This is a genomic window from Streptomyces sp. ERV7, from assembly GCF_001653515.1.
Classification (GTDB): domain Bacteria; phylum Actinomycetota; class Actinomycetes; order Streptomycetales; family Streptomycetaceae; genus Streptomyces.
This window is the reverse complement of sequence record NZ_LYOY01000016.1, coordinates 1-20,753: the sequence shown is the minus strand read 5'-3', so window position 1 is coordinate 20,753 and position 20,753 is coordinate 1. Positions and strand designations below refer to the sequence as shown.

The following is a 20,753-nucleotide window of genomic DNA, read 5'->3' as shown; positions in this document are numbered from 1 at the left end:
GCTCCGCAGACACGCCGCGCCGCCGCTACGCGGCGGAAGAACGCCGCGCTCCGCGCGGCCAGCCGCCGGCTTCGCCAGCGGCCGCAGCCAACTCCGTTGTCTGCGACTCGAATTGCTCCGCAATTCGAGCTGATGGAATTCGCTCCGCGAATTCCAAAGACTAGCTGGCTGGGTCGGGTGGTCACGCAACCTCCAGGTTCTCTCTGGGTATCCAACTACGTTTTCGAGCTCATCTTGACTCTTTATCACTACACTTCTCCGGTATATTTTTTGATGACCAATCAAGTTCGCCACTAACTGCCCGCAATAACAAGCAAAAGGCGATTTCCTCGTACGGCACACACCCATCCGTAACTATGTTCATACGATGATTCGTTTGATGCTCTGCTGGTGTTTCTTGATCCTTTCCGGGGATGCTGCCAGAAACTGATGGCGGCATCTAAGAGTTGAAACCAACGCTTGTCATGTGGGGTTCGTTCGGTGTTAGATGCGGTTCAAGGTGTGGTGCTCCACTTCTGCCCGGAGCTGGCGCCATTCCTCGAATCCCGGTACCTGACAGCGGACTTGATGGAGGAAAACCCGGTGACTGGCCCGGCGTGGCCTGCGGCTCTTGTTGTCGCAGGCCACCTACCCGTTGTTCTCGAACGGCGCGGATGCAAGATCGCGCGCCGCGATCTCAATCGTCTCGAGCACTCGGTGCGTCGGCCCTTCGAAGCCTCGGAGGTGAGGGTCTGGACCAAGTGCCACGTGCCGGACCCTCGCTGGTCCGACGCCCCGTCGGTCGATGAACTGCTCGAGCTTCCCGATGTGCGCTACTTCGCGGCGGACGACGAGCCCGTCGAGCTCAGCCATGTGATCTTCGCTGTGGAGTCTGCGGACGTCCAGTTCACCCTCGAGTTCACGGACTCGGCTGTGACTGGGCGTGCGCATGGTGACGACGACCGGATCAACCATCTGGTAGCCGAGTTGGAGAAGCTTCTCGATAAGACGCAGTCCCGGCTGGTCTTCAAGTCCGTGCCGTCTCGGGCGGTCGGTGCCGTCGGTGGAGCGGTGGTGGGTCTGCTCGGCGCGCTCGTCACCGGCTGGGGCATCACGGACCGCTCGCTGTCCTCGGTGATGTTGATGCTGTGCATCCTCGTCATGTGTGCGGTGGGAGGGTGGCTGGTGATAGACCGTCTGAAGCAGCGCACGGCTGTCCGGTTGTACGCGAGCGAGAGCGTGCCGAAGGGCTGGTGGCGCCAGTGGGAGGTGACGACGAAGATCATGCTGGTCTCGTTGGTCATCACCGCGGTCGGCACCGTGGCTACCGGTCTGAACGTCTACCTGACTCACACCGCCGACAAGCCATCGAGCCCGGCCGGCTCACAGGATGCCAGGCCGTGAGCACTATGGGCGCCGGCTCCGAGGCGGGAAGCGGGCGGGAGGATCCCTCGGCGATAAGAGAGTTCACACGGTTCTTCACCACGAACTATCACCGGCTGGTTGCCGAGACCGTCCTGCGTACGCGTGACCTGGGGCAGGCCGAGGACATCGTCCAAGAGGCCCTCCTGGAGGTGTATCGGCGTTGGCACATGGTGGACTATCCGGAGCGGTATGTACGGACCGTGGCGCGGCACGTCGCCGCCCGCAGGGCCAAGGAGACCGCGCTGCTGGTGCCGGTGGACAAGGTTGCCGAGCCCAGCGGGGTCGAGCGGGACATCGCCGACAGCGTTGAGCTGCGGATAACGTTGATGGAGGCGCTGCACGAGTTGCCCGAGCAGCAGCAGCGGGCCACGGCGTTGCACTACCTGGCGGACAAGAGTGTTGACCAGGTCGCCGAGGACCTCGGTGTGGCGGAGAGCACGGTCCGCGTACACCTCATGCAGGCACGCCGTCGGATGCACCATCAGATCAACACGCCCCGCAGCGACACGGTCTCCCGTTACCGCCCGGATCATGAACTCGACAGGTGATTGCGGCTTGCGGCCGGAGTCACCCACGCGGGTTCGAAGGAGTGTGGGCAACACCACAGGCGGCCGCTAAGAGTCGGTAGCGGGCGGCGCCTCGCTGGCGGGGTCACTCAGAGTGTGGATCTACTCAGGGATCGCTGGCATCGATCGCGGTGCGGTGGGGTGGCCGGGGAGGTAGGCCCGGGCGTTCATCATGAGACAAATGGTGGCACAAAATGGATTCCCAAGGTGCCGGCCGGGATTACGGGAGTGAGCGTTGACTTTCGAGGGTCGGATGTCTGCAAGTGTGTCACTCGCCCCTTACCAGGGAATGTTCTGGTCCTGGGTCTCCCGGGAGTCGCCAGAGTGAGTGAAATTTATTGATTGTTGCCATGGAATAGCGTTTGGCTGATTCCTGTCGCGCGCCGACTGATGCCAGTCAATCGGTTCGGGCAAGTGGTCTTTCGCTGAGTTGGCTGGTCTGCGGCGCGGACGCATCTGACATGTTGTCATGTCCCCCACCAAGGCGGATGTCCTATCGGCCGAACCGCTATACAACAGGCGGCCGTTTGTAAATCACTGGTCTAGTCTTTTCTCGGCTTCCAAAAGCCGTTCGCGCGCTGATTTCAGCCGCCGTGACCCCCTCCGGCAGCCGACGCAGGCCAAATAGCAGCAGGGCGGGGCCGCCTGGGCCCCGCCCTGCCGGCCCGTACCCGCATCTCTTTGCCCGGAGCTCAGGTACAGGCATCAATCCCGGTGTGTCCCAACGAACGCACCGTGACAGGACCCGGCAACGGACCCCGACGTAGAACAGGGCGTCGCAGCCCCCGATTCGTTTAGCCAGCGAGCAAGATTCTTTCCACCCGTGCCCGCGGCCAGCAGCTTCGCCCGTCTGAGTACGGGCCGGTGAAGAGGTGAGTACGCGAGCGCATGCCGCGTCGGCGCCCTCCGCATGAGGATCTTGTGCAGACCCCGATTACCGACCTCGATGAGAAGGAATCGACCGTGAACCCCACCACCTACGCGGCCCTGTACGGCCCCTACCAGCCGCCGCGACGCCGCCCCCACCGCGGTCAGGCCGTCGTCACCGTGCTGGCCGGCATGCTGTGGGCCGTCACCTTCGCCTCGCTTGCCCTGCTGACTTTTGTGGTGGGCATGGCCGCACTCTGGGGTGCGGCGGACGGCACACCCGTCGGAGACCTCGTCCTGACCTTCTTCGGGATCATCATCGGCGCGGCTGCCGTGCTGGCCGCTCTCGCCTTCGCCCCCGGCGTCCGTCGCCTCGCACCGGCCAGCCGTCTGCTCCTCCTCGGCGCCCTCGCCTGCCCGGTACCCACCGTCTACGCGATCATGGTCTGGGCCCGGATCGTCTGACCCCACCCACCGCCCACCGACGTGGTGCCGTACTCAAGGGCGTACGGGCCTACTCAAAACTGGAGCGCCTACAACTCGCTGTTCTGAGCCCTGTTCTGACCGGCTCGCAGCCACCGCTCGATGACGGCGAAGTCGTCGTCGGTGAGACCGAATCGCGGGTCGACGCGGTGGAGGAGGGAGCGGGCCGGGTGGTGCGCCGCCGTCCAGGTCCGGTCCCTTTCGGTGATCTCGTCGTCGATCCAGATGTACGGGCGGCCGGCTGCCCGGTCCCGGAGGGCGCGTGTTTTCCAGTGGAGGCCATGGGTGCGGTCGTCGTCCTCAGGGTCCGGCCAGTCCACGACGGGCAGCTGCGGGAGGCCGAGCCAGGGGGCGATGCAGTCGTTCGCGTCGGCCATCCATGTCGTGGCCCACACCAGGGTGCAGGGCAGGGCCAGCAGCCGGGGCCCGTACGCGGGGTTGATCCTGGTGATGAGCGGGTTGGTGTCGGGGCCGGGGTGCTGGTGGCCGTGCCTGGTGTCGTACGTCGGGTAGCCGTGCGGGAGTTGGTCGGGCGTCGCGCCGAAGGGGATGAGGGGGCCGTCGACGTCGAGGAAGAGGAGTGGTGGTTGCGGTGCAGGGGTCGTCACCACTGCACCGTAGCCGGGGTGTGGCTCGGCAGTTCCGACGGTCGGCACGGATATGGCACGAGCGAGCGGCCCCATCCCACAGGACGGCCTTATCGTGAGGCGACCGGTTTTTCGTCTGGCATCCTGCGAGCCGCAGCAGGCTCAGGCGCGTGCTCTCACGTCAGCCACGATTCGGTATTCCGGTGCTCGCCAAGGCCCACGCTCTCGAACTCGTCGTCCCGCGTACCCGCTACGGCGCCGAGCTCGCGCAGGGCCCGGCAGACCGGGGTGCCTTCGGCCGGCAGCGGCTCGGGCTCCACGAGGTGCAGCGGGCCCAGGGCGAGTTGCCCGTCACGCCAGACCGCCACGTTCTCCTCGCCCATCCCTCCGAAGTACTCGGATTCGACATAGGCGACGGGGCCTTCCTTCGACCAGTCGGCCAGTACGCGGTCGAAGCCGGCCGGAAGGTTCCAGAAGTCGGTACGGCGCTCCGCGGTGGCGTCGGCAACCTCATCCGACAGGGCGGCAGACATCGGCACGAGTGCCAGGCCTTGTCGTAGTTCCACCACGTGGGCGGTAGCCGTACCCTTCGTCACCGCAGTAAGCAGACTGGTCCTTGCGATCACTGCCGTCAGGACATAGCTCAACTCTTCATCCCCCATTGCTCCTCACCCACTCAAATCGTGGGCTTCGCGAGACAGATCGTCTCCGGCAGAATCGTCTCACTGCCGTGGATGGACCGGAGCGTTCGGGCGTTGAACCGCCCTTCGGTACTTCCCATCTGGTGAGATACCCAGTGCCTGGAGGACGTCCACCTGTGGGAACACCCGGGACCCCCGCAGCCGTATAGCGGTGGCCGTCCAGCGGGTTGAACGGGTGCTCGGGGAGGGTCGTTCGGCCACATCGGGCGAACCGGTCAACCGGTCAACCGGTCAACCGGTCAGGATGCTGGCCAGCATCCCCACGGACATCACCGCCCCCGCCACCATGAACCACCACCCCACGATCTTCTGGATCACCGCGGTGGTCCGATCCGCCTTCTCCCGGCGCCCTTGAAGTCGGTGACGATCGCCCCGCCCAGGGCCGCCACCGCCAGCGGGAACACCACGGCGGCGATCTGGCCGCCGATGCTCAGGTCCCGTACCGGCGTACCCTCCAACGCTATTGCTGCTGCCAGCTGTTGCACTGCGCCTCCCCAGTCTCAGCGACGGACGTCAGTGCATGCTAGGCCGGAAAGCGCCCCCTTGCTCCTGGCCGGTAGTCGCCCGGCTCACGCGTTCGCCAGCGCCACCAGTTCGAAGGCCGTCTTGCCGTCGAGGGATTCGCGGACGATGTCCGCGTGGCCGGCGTGGCGGCCGATCTCCTCGATCAGGTGGAGCAGCATCCAGCGCATCGAGACCCGGCCGTCCTTCGGGAACCACGGGGCCTCGGGCAGCGGGAACGTGTCGTCCAGCGACGGCACCGCGTGGATGAACTCCTGCGTCTCCTTGGCGACCGCGTCCCAGAACGCCATCACCTGCGGCACCGTCTCGTCACCGACCAGGAGGAAGCTCTCGTGCCACGTCGACTCCTCGCGCTGCTTCTCGTTCGGCCGCTGCTGGGCCATGCGCAGCCAGCTGAGTTCGCACTCCGCCACGTGCTTGAGCAGTCCGGACAGCGACAGCTCGCTGGCGCTGGGGTGGCTGGCCGCCTGCTCCTCGGTCAGGCCGAGCAGCGTACGACGCAGTCCGCCGCGCTGGGCCTCGATGAACGCCAGGAGCGCGCCGCGCTCGTCGCCAGGGGCCTCTGCCGGTACGTGAGTGACCATGTTGTCCGCCCTCGGTATGTGCGCGGAGGCCTCGTGCCTCCCCGCCCTGTGACAACCAAGTTATGCACTATCTAGGTCTGGATCTGTCCGCATTCTGCCATCCCCCTGACGAATGTGAACTCGCGCAGCAGCGTTCTCCATTCGCCCTCCTCCCGTCGCCACACGAGGGTGTGGAGCACCGGCACGCTCCCCTGGACGCGGCGCACGACGACCGTCCCGTGGCCGTCGTACTCGCTCGTGACCAGGGGGCTGATGGCGCCGGCCTTCTCGTACGCCTGCCGCCCGGGCGTCTGGAAACCGGACAGGAACCGCGCCCTCGTCAGGGTCACCACCCGGCCCGCCTCGTCGCACCGGATGTTCTCGAAGCCCGGATCGCAGACGGCGTCCAGCGCCCGCGTGTCTCCCGCCAGCCCCGCGCTCAGATAGTCCAGCGTGCGGTCCACCAGCGACTGATCCATAGCCTGTCGTCCCCTGCTCGTCTTGTTCCGTGTCACGGTCATGACCACGTGAACAGACTCGCCGAGCGGACCACTTGGGCGGCAGAGACCACTGTCCCGAGAACCGTGGGACATTTGTCCGCCCCACGGGCCTGCCGGCTCGGCCCTGCGCCGGAGGGCGTACGGCCAACGTCAGCGCAGCACGCCTTCGATGAAGTCGCTGCCGAGGCGGGCCACCACCGTGAGGTCCAGCTGGTGGTGGACGTAGCGGCCGCGGCGGCGGGTGGTGATCAGGCCCGCCTTCTTCAGGGCCGCGATGTGGCGGGAGACCTCGGGGGCGCTGATGTCGTGCGCGGCCGCGAGTTCCGTCGTGGTGTACGCGGAGCGGGCCAGGTAGCGGCACATGCGGATGCGCATCGGGTGGGCCAGGGCCTCCATGCGCAGCTCCAGCAGGTCCAGGGAGCCGGGGCCGGGCAGTTGCGGTGCCGCGGCCGGGTAGTGGATCACCGGGCGCCAGCGCGGGGCGTGCAGTACCCACAGGTGGGGCCAGCCGAGCGACGACGGGACGAAGGTGACGCCCGCGCCCACGGCCGGGTCGAGGGCGCTCGTACGGCCGCTGGTGAGTTTGTCGACGCTGATCCGCGTGCCGTCGCCCTCCAGGCCGAGCGCGGGCGAGACCTCCGCCAGCGCCTCCGCCAGGCCCTTGTGGCGCAGCACCTGCGTCTTGTGGCGGGCGTCGGCGGCGAGCTCGACGCGTACGCGCTGCCAGACGTCGTCGAAGAACGCCTCCGCGCAGTCCTCGAAGAGGCGGCGGATCCAGGCGCGTACGGCGGGCGGGTCCTCCAGGAGGCGTTCGGCGAACTCCCGTTGGCGCGGGCCGCGGGCCGCGGCGCGTTCCAGGGCGTGGGTGCGGGCCCTGCCGTCGCTGAGCGGGGAGGGGCCGCCTCGGCCGTACTGGCTGGTGCAGGAGATCTCCAGGGCGGCGTCGACGAACACGTCGTCGTCGAGCCGGTCCAGCTGGTCCAGGTCCTCGGCGAGCGTTGCGCCGGGGCGGCCGTGGGTGTCGGGCAGTGCGGCGAACGGCAGCGAGATGTCGGAGAAGGACGTCGTCCACAGGAAGTCCGCCTCGCACAGGCGGTCCGCGAGGTCCGGCTTCAGGGCGGCGTTCGTCGCGGTCGTCCACCCGTGCAGGCCGGGGTGGTGCCCCGGCTCGGCCAGGGCGTGCAGCGCGGTGCACAGCTCGGCCAGCGGCGCCGGGCTGAACACCAGGCGCTCGGGTGGCAGTCCGGTGATGTCGATCGTCACGCTCATGGGGCCATCATGCCCGGGTTTTCGCAGGTGGGGGGTGTCGTTTGACGCTTGCCGTCAAACGACGTGGGCTGCGCGCGGGCCCTTCTCGTACGAGACCGGAGGTGATCTCGTACGAATCTTGTACGAGATCAACTCCGTCAGGAACTCGAACGGCATCCGCGGCGACTACTGGGACCGGGCGGCAGAAGTCCGCCCGTGTACCAAGTGGACCTGGAGAGTTTCGATGCGTTCTCGCGTGTGGTGGCCTACGACGGCCGTGGTGCTCGGCCTCCTGGTGGCGGGCTGCGGCGACGGCGGCAAGGACGCCGACAAGGGCAAGGGCTCGGACAAGGACGCGGCCGCCGGGGCCGCCGTCTCCGCCGGTGGCTTCCCCGTCTCCGTCACCGACTGCATGGGCGCCAAGACCACCTTCGCCGCCGCCCCGAAGAAGATCGTCACCAGTAACGCGGCCGGTCTCGAACTGCTGCTGCGGCTCGGCGCCGGGGACAAGGTGATCGGCACCGGCTTCCCGCCCGGCAAGGGCACCCTGCCCGCCGACCTGGACGCCAGGGCCCAGCAGGTCAAGGTGCTCGGCAAGACGGTCATCGCCAAGGAGAAGCTGCTCGGCTCCGGCGCCGATCTGTACATCGACACCTTCGCCTCGATGGGCGGCATGGGTGGCGGTATGGGTGACGCGCCCACCGAGGCCGAGTTCAAGGCCGCCGGGATCAAGCACGTCTTCCTGAAGTCCACCGCCTGCGCGGCCGACCGCAAGAGCCCCGTCACCGACCTGTCCGCCGTCCAGGACGACATCACCTCGCTCGGCGCCGTCACCGGCACCTCCGGCGAGGCCAGGGAACTCGTCGCGGGGATGAAGAGGACCGTGGGCGCCGTGCAGTCGGCTGTCGGCTCCACCGCCGAGAGCGCCCGGCCCACGTACTTCTTCTTCGACTACGACGCCGGCACCAAGCAGCCCTCCGTCGTCTGCAACCGGCAGGTCGCCCACGCGGTGATCACCCTCGCCGGTGCCCGCAACGCCTTCGGCGACTGCGACGGCGACTTCAAGCAGGTCGGCTGGGAGGACGTCATCGCCAAGAACCCCGACTGGATCCAGCTCGGCGTACGCGACCGGGGCGGCGAGGCGGCGAACAAGGCGGCGTTCGACGAGGCTCAGAAGTGGCTCCGGGACAACCCGGCCACCAAGGGCCTGAAGGCCGTCGAGGAAGGCCACTTCGTACGGATCGGCTCCGAGCGGACCACCATCGCGGGCGTCTCCAACGCCGACACCGTCCGGGAGATCGCCAAGACGCTGTATCCCGGCAAGGTCGGCTGAGCCGTGGCCTCGCTGCTGGGCTCCCGCAAGAACACCCCCGTCGGTTCCGGTACGGGGGCCCGTTCCCGCGCCCTCTCCGCCCCCGCCCTCGCCGCCGTCCTCGCCCTCGCGCTGCTCGGCGCCCTCACCGCGGCCGTGTCCTTCGGCTCCACCTCCATCCCGCCCGGCGAGGTGTGGGGCGTGGTGTGGCGCAGGCTGTCGGGGGAGGCGCCCCGGCCGGGTACGGACGATCTGATCGTGTGGCAGCTGCGGGTGCCGCGCGCCCTGCTGGCCGCGTTCGTCGGCGCCGGACTCGGTGTCGTCGGTACGGCGGTCCAGGCGCTGGTACGCAATCCGCTCGCCGACCCGTATCTGCTCGGCATCTCCAACGGCGCCTCGCTCGGGGCCGTCGCCGCCATCGTGCTGGGCGCCGGGGCGGGCGGCGCGCTCGGACTCGGGCTGTCCGGCGCGGCCTTCGCGGGGGCGCTCGCCACGTTCGCCCTGGTGTGGGCGGTGGCCCGGCGCGGCGGCGGGTTCGCGCCGCTCCGGCTGGTCCTCGCGGGGGTGGCGATCGGCCAGTTCCTGTCCGGCTTCACCAGCTACCTCGTCCTGCAGGCGGGGGACGAGCAGCAGACGCACAGCGTGCTGTTCTGGCTGATGGGCAGCCTGAGCGGGGCCACCTGGTCGCTGCTCGCCGTCCCGGCCATCGCCGTTCCGCTCGCGCTGCTGGTGCTCCAGGCCCGCGCCCGGGGCCTGAACGCCCTGCTCATGGGCGACGAGACGGCGGCCGGGCTCGGCATCGACGTCGTACGGCTGCGGCGTGAGCTGTTCCTGGTGACGAGCGTGCTCACCGGCGTCCTGGTGGCCGTGTCCGGGGCCATCGCCTTCGTCGGGCTGATGGTGCCGCATGTGTGCCGCCTGCTCGTCGGCGGCGACCACCGCAGGCTGCTGCCGCTCTCGGCGCTGCTCGGGGCGCTGCTGCTCGTGGTCGTGGACACCGTGTGCCGTACGGCCATGGACGCGCAGGAGCTGCCCGTCGGCGTCGTCACGTCTTTGATCGGCGCTCCGGCGCTGCTGTATCTGCTGGACCGGCGGCTGGGGAGCGGCAGTTGAGAATCGACATCGAGGACCTGCACGTCGCCTACGGCGGCCGTACCGTCGTCGCCGGGGCGCATCTGCTCGCCGCCGACGGCGAGATCACCGGTCTGGTCGGGCCGAACGGCAGCGGCAAGTCGACACTGCTGCGAACCGTCTACCGGCATCTGAAGCCGGCGGCCGGGCGGGTGCTGCTGTCCGGCACCGATCTGCGCGAACTCACTCCCGTCCAGGCGGCCCGGCATGTGGCCGCGCTGCCGCAGGAGCGCGGCGGCGACTTCGAGCTGAGCGTGCGCGAGGTCGTCGCCATGGGCCGCACCCCCTACAAGCGGGCCTTCGCCGGTGAGGACGCCACGGATACGGACATCGTGGCGCGTGCGCTGGCCGACGTCGGCATGGACGGCCACGCGGGCCGCCGCTTCACCGAGCTGTCCGGCGGCGAGCGCCAGCGCGTACTGCTCGCACGGGCCTTCGCCCAGCAGCCGGACGTCCTGGTCCTGGACGAGCCGACCAACCACCTCGACGTACGCCACCAGGTGGAACTGCTCGCCCTGCTGCGGGGCCGGCGCCGTACGACGCTGGTCTCGCTCCACGACCTCAACGCCGCCGCCTCCGTCTGCGACCGGCTGCACGTCCTGCACCGGGGACACGTCGTCGCCTCCGGCAGCCCGCGCGAGGTGCTCAATCCCGCGCTGATGGCCGAGGTGTTCGGGGTGCGGGCGGCCGTCGTGGACCACCCGCTGACCGGGGATCCGCTGATCGCCTTCGACCACCGGACTCCGGCGGACGCGGACACCGCCCCGGTTACGGAGGTACGGATATGAGCCGCACCCCCGATGCTCCCCCCGTCGACCGCTGGTCCCTCGTCGCCGTCGCCGGTCTGCTCTCCTTCGTCGCGATGCTCGACATGAACATCGTGAACGTGGCGCTGGCGGACATCTCCTCCGGGCTGCACGTCTCGGCCGCCACCGCCCAGTGGGCCGTCCTCGGCTATCAGCTGCCCGTCGTCGCCCTGCTGCTGCCCGTCGGCCGCTGGCTCGACGGGGTCGGCACGCGCCCCGCGCTGCTGACCGCGACCTGCGGGTTCGCGGTGTGCAGCGCGCTCGCCGCGCTCTCGCCGTGGGCGGCCTGGCTGATCGCCGCCCGGATCGGGCAGGGCGCGTTCGGGGCCGTGCTGTTCGTCCTGATGCCCGTCCTCGCGATGCGGTCGGTACGGCCCGAGCTGCGCGGCCGCGCGATGAGCGTGCCCGCCACGCTCGGCCCGCTCGGGGCGGTGACCGGGCCCGCGCTCGGCGGGCTGCTCCTGGACCAGCTGGGCTGGCGGGCGGTGTTCCTCGTCAAGCTCCCCGTCTGCGTACTGGCCCTGGCCGTCGCCTGGAAGGCGATGCCGAAGGACGGACGCCTGCGCGCCCCCGACCGGCGCTCGGCGGCCGACGCCCTGCTCGTCGGCACCGGCGTGAGCGTCCTCCTCGTCACCCTGACCCTGGCCGCCTCGCACGGCTCGTGGTGGCTGCTCGCCGCGCCCGCCGCCGCGGGGCCCCTGTGGTGGTGGCTGCGCGGGCCCGGCGGGCGCCCGGTGACCGGCGCGCTGCGGGCCTCGGGCCTGTACCGGGCGCACGGCGCCGTCCTTGCGCTGGCCGCCGGATTCGCCGCCATGCACTACGTGGTCGCCCTCCACCTCCAGCGCGACGACGGCCGCAGCGCCACCGCCACGGGCCTGACCGTGCTCGCCTTCCCGCTCGGCATGGGACTCGCCGGACCGCTCGGCGGACGCCTCGCCGACAGGTACGGCGCCCGGCCCGTCGCCACCGTGGGCGCCGTACTCACCGCAGCCGGACTGCTGCTGCTCGTCCCGCTCGGCGACACCTGGTCCGCGCCGGACGTGGCCTGGCGTCTGGCACTCGCGGGAGTCGGCATGGGACTGGGCGGCGGCCCCACCCAGGCCCTCGTCATGGGCGCCGCCGCACCCGAGCGGGCCGCCACCGTCGGCTCGGCCGTCCAGCTCGCCCGCAGCCTCGGCTTCACCCTGGGGCCTGCCCTGGCCACCGCCGCGTGGGGCCTGGCCGGGGAGGGCGACGGCGTACGGGCCGGGCTCGCCCTCGCCGCCGTCGCCGCCTGCCTCGCCGTACCCCTCCTCGCGGTGCCCGTACGGCCCGTACCGCTTCCGGCCGCGAAAGGCACCGACCCGGTGTCCGCCGCCCGTTCCTGACCCTGGAGTTGCCCCATGTGCGGAATCACCGGCTGGGTGTCCTTCCGCGACACCCGCGACGCCCGCGAGCGGACCCCGGTCGTCGAGGCCATGACCGCGGCCCTCACCCCGCGCGGCCCCGACGCGGGCGGCGTCTGGCTCGACGAGCACGCCGCCCTCGGCCACCGGCGCCTTGCGGTCATCGACCCGGCGGGCGGCGTCCAGCCCATGCCCGACCGCCCCGAGAACCCCACCGCCGTCCTCTCCTACAGCGGCGAGATCTACAACCACCACCAACTGCGCGCGGAACTACGGCAGTTGGGGCACGCCTTCCACACCCGCAGCGACACCGAGGTGGTGCTGCGCGCCTACGCCCAGTGGGGCGCCTCCCTCGCCGACCACCTCGACGGCATGTTCGCCTTCGCCGTGTGGGACGCCCGTGAGCAGCGGCTGCTGCTCGTACGCGACCGGCTCGGCGTCAAGCCGCTGTTCTGGGCGGCCGTCGACGGCGGCCTCGCCTTCGCCTCCGAACCCAAGGCCCTCTTCTCCCACCCCGAGCTGCACCCCCGGGTGGACGCCGACGGTCTGCGCGAGGCGTACAGCCTGCTCTTCAACACCGGCCCCACGGTGTGGTCGGGCGTACGGGAGGTCGAGCCCGGCGCCCTGCTGACCCTGGACCGGGACGGCATCCGCGAGCACCGCTACTGGCAGCTGGAGGCGGGCGTCCACGGCGACGACAAGGACACCGCCGTCGACCGCGTCCACCACCTGGTCTCCACCGCCGCCCGCGCCCAGCTGGAGGCCGACGTCCCGCTGTGCAGCCTGCTGTCGGGCGGTATCGACTCCACGGTCCTGACCGCGCTGCTCGCCGACGAACTGCGGCTGCGCGAGGGCCCTCACGCGCGCATCCGCTCGTACGCCGTCGACTACAGCGACCAGGCCGAGCAGTTCACCGGCGACGTGCTGCGCACCGGCCACGACACCCCGTACGCCATCGAGGCCGGCGCCCACATCGGCACCGACCACAGCACGGTCGTCCTGGACCCGCGCGCCCTGCTCGACCCCGAGCACCGCAAGGCCGTCGTGGTGGCCCGGGACTCGCCGATCGGCGTCGGCGACATGGACACCTCGCTGTATCTGCTGTTCGGCGAGATCCGCCGCCACTCCACGGTCGCCCTGTCCGGCGAGGCGGCCGACGAGGTGTTCGGCGGATACCCCTGGTTCCACAACCCCAAGGCGCTGGCCGCCGACACCTTCCCCTGGCTGCTCGTCACCGGCGACGAGGCCGCGATGCCGCTCAACCCGGATCTCGGCCTGCGCATCGGCGAGTTCCGCGACGACACGTATCGCGCCGCGCTCGCCGCCGTGCCGCACGCTCAGGGCGAGAGCCCCGAGGAGCACCGCCAGCGCGAGATGCAGCACCTGTCGCTGACCCGCTGGCTGCGCCAGCTCCTGCACCGCAAGGACCGGCTCAGCATGGCGCAGGGCCTGGAGGTCCGCGTCCCGTACTGCGACCACCGGCTCGTCGAGTACGCCTTCGCCACCCCGTGGGCGCTCAAGAGCTTCGACGGCCGCGAGAAGAGCCTGCTGCGCGCGGCGGGCGCGGGACTCGCCCCCGATTCGGTGCTGTGGCGGCCCAAGAACCACTATCCGGCCACCCACCACCCCGACTACAACCGCGGCCTGCAGAACATGGCCCGCGACGCGCTGGACGCGTGCGGCGGCCGGGTCCGCGACCTCGCCGACGAGACCCTCATCAAGCCGTGCCTGGACACCCCGCCCGACCAGCTCCAGTGGGGCCACCGGCTCCGCCTGGAACGCGTCGTCGACCTCGCCCTGTGGCTGGACCACCACCAGCCCGAACTCGCCCTCTGAGGAGCGCTCTTCATGACCATCCAGGAACCGCGGCCGCTCTCCGACGGGACCACCGCCGAACCCGTGCCGCTGATGGGCTGCCCGTACAAGCGCGACCCGTACCCGCTGTACGAGCAGATGCGCGAGGACGGCCCCGTCCACCGCGTCCTGTTCCCCAGCGGGGTGAACGCCTGGCTCGTCACCGGGTACGAGGCCGCCCACTCGGCCCTCAACGACGAGCGCCTGGGCAAGAACCACGACCGGGGCAACGACCGCTGGCGCGAGCGCGCCTCGATCATGCCCGAGCCGCAGCACTCCCAGCTCCAGGTCCACCTCCTGCACCAGGACCCGCCCCGGCACACCCGGATGCGGCGCTTCGTGACGGACGCGTTCACCCCGCGCCGCGTCGACGCGCTGCGGCCCCGCTTCCAGGAATTGGCCGACGCGCTGGTCGACGCCCTGCCGCAGGAGGGCCCCGCCGACCTCGTCGCGGCCTTCGCCGCCCACTTCCCCTTCCAGGTCCTGGCCGAGACCATCGGCCTCCCGGCCGCCCTGGCCGCCCGCTTCGACCGCGACTGGGGCAAGGTCGTCCAGCCCGTCGGCCCCACCGACCCCGGGCGGCCGATGTACGAGGCACGGCTGCACGGGCTCCAGACCTACATAGCCGAGGTCGTCGCCCACAAGCGCGCCCACCCGGACGACGACCTCCTGAGCCGTCTCGTCGTGGCCCGCGACGAGGGCGAGCTGACCCGCGAGGAGCTCGACTCCATGATCTTCCAGCTGCTGGTGGCGGGCCAGGAGCCGGTGACCAACCAGATCACCACCGCGCTCGTCGCGCTGCTGCGCCACCCGGACCAGCTGGTACGGCTGCGCGACGACCCGGCGCTGCTGCCCCGCGCGGTCGAGGAACTCCTGCGCTACGACAGCGCCTTCGAGCTCACCACCTGGCGCTTCCTCGCCGAGGACAGCGAGCTGCACGGCACGGTGGTGCCCGCCGGTGACTCGGTGATCGTCTCGCTGTGCGCGGCCAACCGGGATCCGCGACGGTTCGAGGACCCCGACGCGCTCGTCCTGGACCGCTCCCCCAACCCCCATCTGGCGTTCGGGCACGGCATCCACTTCTGCCCCGGGGCGGCGTTGGCCCGGGCCGAGCTTCAGATCGCGCTGGGCACGGTGCTGCGGCGGCTGCCCGGGCTGCGGCTCGCTGTCGCGGATGAGGATCTGGAGTGGGTCCAGGCGGTGCTGGGCCGCGGCACGGCGCGGCTGCCCCTCGCGTACGACCGCCGCGTCTGACGCCTGAGCGCCGGCCCCTGCGGCTCCGGCTCCGCGTCTCCGGCTTCGCCGGAAGGGTCGTGAGTCGGCTGCGGGCCGGCTTGGGCTGGTCGCGCAGTTCCCCGCGCCCCTGAGGGGCGCGGGCCCATCCACTCATACGGCTTCACGCGCCCGGCACCCGCCGAGGCGCCATGCCGCCATGCCCCGACACCCACTCCTGGAGCAACCCATGCCGCTGACCTCCGCGCCGGACCGCGTCTCCACGAGCCTGAGCGCCTCGATCCTGAACCTGCTGCTGCCGCACCACCGCACCACCAACTCCCGCGACAACGTCGACCCGCTGGCCTTCCCCCACCAACTGCGCCAGATCTCCGCCTTCGTACGGGCCGGGGCGCCCGTCGTCTTCACCCTGCCCGGCTTCCCCTGCAAGTCCCCCAACCCCGCCAAGGTCCTGGGCCACCTCCCCGACCAGGGCGAACGCCTCTCGCTGCGGTTCCTGGACTCCCTGTGCAGAGACATCGGCCGCATACACCCACCGGGGGCCCGGATCGTCATCTGCTCGGACGGCCATGTCTTCGGGGACCTCGTCCACGTCCCCGACCACGACATCGACGCGTACTCCGACGAACTGCGCACGCTCATCGCCGCCTCGGGCCTGGACCGGCTGTCCGTCTTCGACCTGCGTGACGTACTGGGCGACCTGCCGCACGCCGCCAAGCGCGCGCACGTCCACGAGCGTTACGCCCCGAGCGTGGACGCCCTGCGCGCCGAGGTCCGCAGCGACGAGCAGACCCTCGCCCTGTACCGGGGCATCACCCGCTTCCTGGTCGAGGACACGGCTCATTTCACCGGTACGAGGTCCGCGCTCCAGCGCGAGTGCCGCGTCCGGGCGTACGGCGTCATCCAGCGCAGCCGCGCCTGGGGCGACCTGATCGCCGACCACCACGCCGACGCCGTACGGCTGTCCATCCATCCCCAGCCGGCCGGCGCCCCCAAGTTCGGCATCCGCCTCCTGGACGCGCCCGACGCCTGGACCACCCCGTGGCACTCGGCGGCGCTGCGCCGCGCCGACGGCACCTGGACGCTGATGCCCCGGGCCAGGGCGGCGCGCCTGGGCCGCGAGGTGCACCGGGACGGGCGGCCGAGCCACTTCGAACAGGGCGACGCACGCCCGATGGCGGTCACGGGCTGATCCGACGGCGGTCACAGGCCGAGGGGTCGGCGGTCACGGGCTGACGGGCCCGACGGATCCTTGGGCGACGACCCGCCCTGGGAACGGATTGCCCCGGATCCGTATCTGACTCCCCGACACTGGACATCCACCCATCCGGGAGTCCCGGCGGAGAGTTTGCGCGGTTATGGGCCTGACGAGTACCACCGTTCTGTTGCTGGCCGTGGCCTGCACCGTCCTGCTGTTCGCCGCCACCATCTGGCTGTGGCCGTTCCTGGCGCGGCGGGGGTGGGTGCCGGTGCTGGGCCGGGTGGGCCTGGTCCTGGTGATCCAGGTGCTCGTGTTCTCCTCGGTGGGACTCGCGGCGAACCGGACGTTCCTGTTCTACGGGTCGTGGGCGGACCTGTTCGGGCAGCAGACCGGGGTGGGGGTCCTCGGCACGCAGGCCATCGGCAACCCCGGGGTGAAGCTGATGGGCAAGCAGGAGGTCGGCGTTCCGGGATCCGGCTCGCCGCACCTCAGCGGAGAGGTGCAGAAGATCTCGGTGCAGGGCGAGCGGTCGCGGATCGTCAGCCCGGCGTATGTGTATCTGCCGCCGGAGTACTTCCAGAAGGAGTACGAGCACAAGACGTTCCCCGCCGCCGTCGTCCTCACCGGCTTCCCCGGCACCGCCGAGAACCTGCTGAAGGGGCTGCGCTACCCGAAGACGGCGTGGATGCAGGTCAAGCAGAAGAAGATGCAGCCGATGATCCTGGTGATGATGCGGCCCACGGTGGCGCCGCCCCGTAACACCCAGTGCATCGACATCCCCGGCGGTCCGCAGACGGAGACGTTCTTCGCCAAGGACCTGCCGAAGGCGATCTCGGGGACGTTCCGAGTGGGCACCGCGCCCCGCAACTGGGGCTTCATGGGGGACTCCACGGGCGGCTACTGCGCCCTCAAGCTCGCCCTCCAGCACCCGGAGGCGTACGCCGCCGGGGTGGGCCTGTCCGCCGACTACAACGCGGAGGTGGACCGCGACTCGGGCGACCTCTTCCACGGCAACAAGTACGAGAAGAGGCGCGCCGACCTGCTGTGGAGCCTGGACCACCTGCCCCAGGGCCGCTCCTCGTTCCTGGTCACGACGTCCAAGCACGGCGAGACCAACTACCGGGCCACCCAGCGGTTCATCGCGAAGGTGCGGCCGCCCGCCCACATCTCGTCGATCACACTGGACACGGGAGGGCACAACTTCAACACGTGGCGGCGGGAGATCCCCCCGGCGCTGGCGTGGCTGGGCGGGAGACTGCGGGCGCAGTGAAGGCGCGGGCAGGGGGGCGCAGGCCGGGGCGCAGGCAGTGAGGGGGCCCGGGGCTCTCAGGCGACGACCCGCTCGGCGAGAAAGTCCTCCCAGGTCCGCCGGCCCACGAGGGCGTTGTCGAGGGACAGGTTGACGCCCGCGCGGTAGGCGCGCCCGGCCTTTCCGGGCACCCGCACCGGCATCATCAGCCGGTGCTTGCCGAGCGCGTGCAGATACGTACGGTTCACGTCCCCCATCCCGTACACCTTCGGCCCCGCCAGGTCGGCCACCAGCCCCTGCGGCTCACCGAGGGTCAGCTCGACCAGCCGGGCGGCGACCTCGCGCGAGTCGACGGGCTGGAAGCGGATGCCGCCCGGGACGGGGATCACGGGCAGCTTGGCCATCTTCTGCGCCATGGTGAGCAGCAGGTCGTGGAACTGGGCCGCTCGCAGCGTCGTCCACGGGATGCCCGACTCCTCGATGGCCCGCTCGGCGCCGAGCTTGGCCTGGAAGTAGCCGATCGGGACGGTGTCGGCGCCGATGACGGAGATGTAGACGACGTGCTTGACCCCGGCGCGGGTGGCGGCCGCCATCAGATTACGGGTCGCCTCGTCGTCGCCCTTGGGCCCGCCGGCCAGGTGCAGGATGATCTCGACTCCGTCCACGGCGGCCTCGATCCCCTCCCCCTTGAACAGGTCGCAGGCCACGTACTCGACCCCGTCGCGCCCCTCGCGGACGCTCCGGCTCAGCACCCGTACGCTGCGCCCGGCCTGGCGCAGCAGGGGAACGACGTGGCTGCCGAGGGTGCCGGTGCCGCCGGTGACCAGGATGGGGTTCGCCATGACTCTTCACTCCAGAACTCACTGTGCGTGCCGCGCCCTTTTCCGGCGGGGCGAGCCGCGTTCGCGGGCGGCTCTGCTTCTGTGAAACGCGGGGGCGGGGGAACGTGACACGTTCAGGGGAATTCTTTTCTGAGCGGGTCCGATCGCACTCCCGTTTGTCGGCGTCACCGGCACGACGGGCCGGCGTGCGCAGCGCTTCAGTAACCGGCAAGGGAGGCCGTCGTGCCATCGGCCGTCCGCCGGACCCGTCCGCCCAACACGGACCTGGCCCGGATCATCCAAGCCAGCGGTGCGAGCCACAAGTCCCTGGCCCACCGCGTCAACCAGCTCGCCCACCAGGCCGGGACCGAGACCGACTACTCCCACACGTCCGTGGCGAACTGGTGCCGACGCGGCATGGTCCCCAAGGGCCCGGTGCCCCGGTTGCTGGCTCAGGCGATCGGCGAACGGCTGGGGCGGCCCGGCGATCTCGGTGAGATCGGCCTCGCGCTCGGCAACCGCTCGGTCGACATCCTCGCCCGCGTCCAGTCCTCCCGGGCCAAGGACTACGTCGCCGAGTTCACCACGGCCCTCGCCCCGTGGCGGCGCGAGCCTGCGGTGCGCGCGTTCACAAGCGCACCCACCGCGAACTCGGCGTGCCCGCCTGAAGCCCGTCGGGCAACCCCCGGCGGCGACGCGTCACGCCGCGAACCCCACATTCGTCACATACTCATACTGCCCCCACTGCGACCCCAAGTCCTCGATGACGTCCGTCCACGCCCCGTCCAGGGCCTCCGGGTCCGCCGCCGCCCACGCCTCGACGATGCGGTCCCAGCGGCGTACGTTGAGGGCGCGGTACTCCACGATCCGCTGGCGCGGGCGCGGGACCTGGGACTGGTTCAGGGGGTGGAGCTCCACGCGCGTGCCGCCCGCCGAGTTGAGGCGGCGCAGCAGGTGGCGGGCCACGTTGTGGCGGCGGACCGTCCAGTACGCGCGGTCGATGCGCTCCAGGTTCGCCGCGGTGGGGGTGCGCCCGCCCGCCAGCCAGGCCTTGAGCGTGCGGTCGGTGACGGTGAGGCCCGCCTCGCGCGCCGCCGCCCACGCGTGCGGTGTACGCGTCAGATAGTGCAGCCGCGCCATCAGGCCCCGCTTGACCGTCACCGGCGTCGCGATGCCGCCCGCGAGCCCGTCCAGGACGCGGGACACGGCCTCGCTGCCCTTGATGCCGCGTGCCCCGTACTTGCCGAACTCATGGTTCTGTTCCGGCACTTCAGCCCTCCTCGCCCGCTACGACAGCGTCAACGCCAGCGGTGTACGTGTCCTTGACCTTGACCTCCGTCACGCCCCGGCCCTCCGCGAACACCCCGCGCCAGTCGCCGATCACATGGAGCTCGTCGGTGCCCATCGCCCGTACGACCGCCAGGCCCTCGTCGTGCGCCTTGTACGCCTTCATCCAGAGGTTGGCGAACGCCTGGGAGCGGATGATGTGCATCCAGTCCGGACGGTACAGCTCGCGGTTGTAGTTCGACTCACCCATCGTGGAGACGAACTTGGAGTACATGGCCTTCACGTACTCCAGCGTCACCTCGTCCCCGTCCGCGAGCGCCGCGTCACGCGCGTCCTTGAGGGCGATACGGAACTTCTCCAGCAGGTTCTCCGTCGCCCCGGACGTGAACGACTCGTGGATCTCGGGCGGTTCGCACAGCCCGTACTTCGGGCCCGAAAGGCGTTGCAGCAGCCGCAGGGTCGGCTCGGTCACCCACAGCGGGCCCGGCTCGTCGCGGTTGCCGATCGGGTTGGGCAGCACGTCCTCGTGCTCCCACACCGGCGGCGTGATCAGGTGCACACCCGCCCGGCGGCGGTCGTGCGCGAAGCCCGTGGAGTGCTCCAGCTGCCCCAGCGGCAGATGGGTCTTCAGCGCCGAGAGGTACGCGCCGTTGATGTCCAGCGCCGTCACCTCGTGCTCGCCCGGCGGCAGCTCGTGCCGCGTCCACTTGGGGCGCGCCTCCCAGATCTGGTCGGCGCCCTTGGCCGTCTGCTTGCGCAGCACGTCCGGGATCCAGGGGTGGGCGATGATGTCGTAACGGGCGCCCTTGCGCGTCTCGTCCAGCAGCCGCATCGCGTCCGGGATCGCCCGCTTGACCAGCGCGGCCGTCGCCGCGTCGACATCGCCCCGGTGCTCGGCGAGCGCCGCGCGCACGGCCTGGGCGACCAGGTCCGAGGGCTCGGGGCGGGGGGGCTGGAAGGCACGGCGGGTGGGGGGTTTGGGGGACTCCGAGGATTCTCTGGACTCTCGGGACGCTCTGGGCTCCCCTGTACG

20 protein-coding genes are annotated in these 20,753 nt (G+C 70.6%); 11 read left to right on the top strand and 9 right to left on the bottom strand.

All coding sequences use genetic code 11. The features are described 5' to 3' along the window. The first annotated feature begins 501 nt into the window (after positions 1–501). From A8W25_RS05955 to A8W25_RS05945, 3 genes are all read left to right on the top strand, one after another. Positions 502–1,383, top strand: coding sequence for a hypothetical protein (locus A8W25_RS05955; RefSeq protein WP_158942427.1), 882 nt, complete (start codon positions 502–504; stop codon positions 1,381–1,383). 5 nt (positions 1,384–1,388) lie between these two features. Next, entirely contained in the window at positions 1,389–1,952 is a 564-nt protein-coding gene (locus tag A8W25_RS05950) for a sigma-70 family RNA polymerase sigma factor (protein WP_234386298.1), read from the top strand. Positions 1,953–2,933: 981 nt separating this feature from the next. Then, on the top strand, positions 2,934–3,302 hold the full coding sequence (locus A8W25_RS05945) for a hypothetical protein (RefSeq protein ID WP_067157107.1): 369 nt from the start codon (positions 2,934–2,936) through the stop codon (positions 3,300–3,302). Between the two features lie 68 nt (positions 3,303–3,370). On the opposite strand, the gene A8W25_RS05940 is transcribed toward A8W25_RS05945, so the two are convergent. The 6 genes from A8W25_RS05940 to A8W25_RS05920 form a co-directional block, all read right to left on the bottom strand. Next, positions 3,371–3,928 carry an HAD domain-containing protein gene (locus A8W25_RS05940; RefSeq protein WP_067157104.1) on the bottom strand — a complete coding sequence of 186 codons (558 nt, stop codon included), beginning with the start codon at positions 3,926–3,928 and terminating at the stop codon, positions 3,371–3,373. 155 nt (positions 3,929–4,083) lie between these two features. Continuing rightward, positions 4,084–4,569 (bottom strand): hypothetical protein, encoded by a 486-nt coding sequence (locus tag A8W25_RS05935; protein WP_158942423.1) that lies wholly within the window; start codon positions 4,567–4,569, stop codon positions 4,084–4,086. A 353-nt stretch (positions 4,570–4,922) separates the two neighbouring features. Beyond that, positions 4,923–5,066: a hypothetical protein gene (locus A8W25_RS33860; RefSeq protein WP_234386289.1), complete on the bottom strand. Its 144-nt coding sequence runs from the start codon at positions 5,064–5,066 to the stop codon at positions 4,923–4,925. A 111-nt stretch (positions 5,067–5,177) separates the two neighbouring features. Continuing rightward, on the bottom strand, positions 5,178–5,714 hold the full coding sequence (locus A8W25_RS05930) for a DinB family protein (RefSeq protein ID WP_067157085.1): 537 nt from the start codon (positions 5,712–5,714) through the stop codon (positions 5,178–5,180). Positions 5,715–5,785: 71 nt separating this feature from the next. Next, positions 5,786–6,172, bottom strand: coding sequence for a nuclear transport factor 2 family protein (locus A8W25_RS05925; protein WP_067157082.1), 387 nt, complete (start codon positions 6,170–6,172; stop codon positions 5,786–5,788). A 171-nt stretch (positions 6,173–6,343) separates the two neighbouring features. After that, positions 6,344–7,462, bottom strand: a complete 1,119-nt coding sequence (locus tag A8W25_RS05920) for a DUF5937 family protein (protein ID WP_067157079.1) — start codon at positions 7,460–7,462, stop codon at positions 6,344–6,346. A gap of 223 nt (positions 7,463–7,685) precedes the next feature. Here A8W25_RS05920 and A8W25_RS05915 point away from each other — a divergent pair, with 223 nt between their 5' ends. The 8 genes from A8W25_RS05915 to A8W25_RS05880 all read left to right on the top strand — a co-directional run bounded on the left by A8W25_RS05915 (position 7,686) and on the right by A8W25_RS05880 (position 17,633). Further along, positions 7,686–8,774: an ABC transporter substrate-binding protein gene (locus tag A8W25_RS05915; RefSeq protein ID WP_199831678.1), complete on the top strand. Its 1,089-nt coding sequence runs from the start codon at positions 7,686–7,688 to the stop codon at positions 8,772–8,774. Between the two features lie 111 nt (positions 8,775–8,885). Then, entirely contained in the window at positions 8,886–9,866 is a 981-nt protein-coding gene (locus tag A8W25_RS05910; RefSeq protein WP_234386291.1) for a FecCD family ABC transporter permease, read from the top strand. After that, positions 9,863–10,672 (top strand): ABC transporter ATP-binding protein, encoded by an 810-nt coding sequence (locus tag A8W25_RS05905; RefSeq protein ID WP_067157076.1) that lies wholly within the window; start codon positions 9,863–9,865, stop codon positions 10,670–10,672. The genes A8W25_RS05910 and A8W25_RS05905 overlap by 4 nt, the downstream gene beginning before the upstream one ends. After that, complete coding sequence (locus A8W25_RS05900) at positions 10,669–12,057, top strand: MFS transporter (RefSeq protein ID WP_067157073.1); 1,389 nt, start codon at positions 10,669–10,671, stop codon at positions 12,055–12,057. The genes A8W25_RS05905 and A8W25_RS05900 overlap by 4 nt, the downstream gene beginning before the upstream one ends. Positions 12,058–12,072: 15 nt before the next feature. Continuing rightward, the gene (gene asnB, locus A8W25_RS05895) at positions 12,073–13,911 is read left to right on the top strand and encodes an asparagine synthase (glutamine-hydrolyzing) (protein WP_067157070.1); all 1,839 of its coding nucleotides are present in this window, start codon (positions 12,073–12,075) and stop codon (positions 13,909–13,911) included. A gap of 12 nt (positions 13,912–13,923) precedes the next feature. Then, a complete protein-coding gene (locus tag A8W25_RS05890) occupies positions 13,924–15,183 on the top strand; it encodes a cytochrome P450 family protein (protein WP_067157068.1) in 1,260 nt (419 codons plus the stop codon). A gap of 208 nt (positions 15,184–15,391) precedes the next feature. Continuing rightward, complete coding sequence (locus tag A8W25_RS05885; RefSeq protein WP_067157065.1) at positions 15,392–16,354, top strand: L-tyrosine/L-tryptophan isonitrile synthase family protein; 963 nt, start codon at positions 15,392–15,394, stop codon at positions 16,352–16,354. 166 nt (positions 16,355–16,520) lie between these two features. Next, on the top strand, positions 16,521–17,633 hold the full coding sequence (locus A8W25_RS05880) for an alpha/beta hydrolase (RefSeq protein WP_067157062.1): 1,113 nt from the start codon (positions 16,521–16,523) through the stop codon (positions 17,631–17,633). 56 nt (positions 17,634–17,689) lie between these two features. Here A8W25_RS05880 and A8W25_RS05875 read toward each other — a convergent pair whose 3' ends face one another. The 3 genes from A8W25_RS05875 to A8W25_RS05865 form a co-directional block, all read right to left on the bottom strand. Beyond that, positions 17,690–18,454: an SDR family oxidoreductase gene (locus tag A8W25_RS05875; RefSeq protein WP_067157060.1), complete on the bottom strand. Its 765-nt coding sequence runs from the start codon at positions 18,452–18,454 to the stop codon at positions 17,690–17,692. A gap of 678 nt (positions 18,455–19,132) precedes the next feature. Next, positions 19,133–19,702, bottom strand: a complete 570-nt coding sequence (locus tag A8W25_RS05870; protein WP_067157057.1) for a hypothetical protein — start codon at positions 19,700–19,702, stop codon at positions 19,133–19,135. 1 nt (position 19,703) lies between these two features. After that, positions 19,704–20,753, bottom strand: a 1,050-nt coding sequence (locus A8W25_RS05865; protein ID WP_234386287.1) for a transcriptional regulator, incomplete at its 5' end; no start/stop codon positions are given.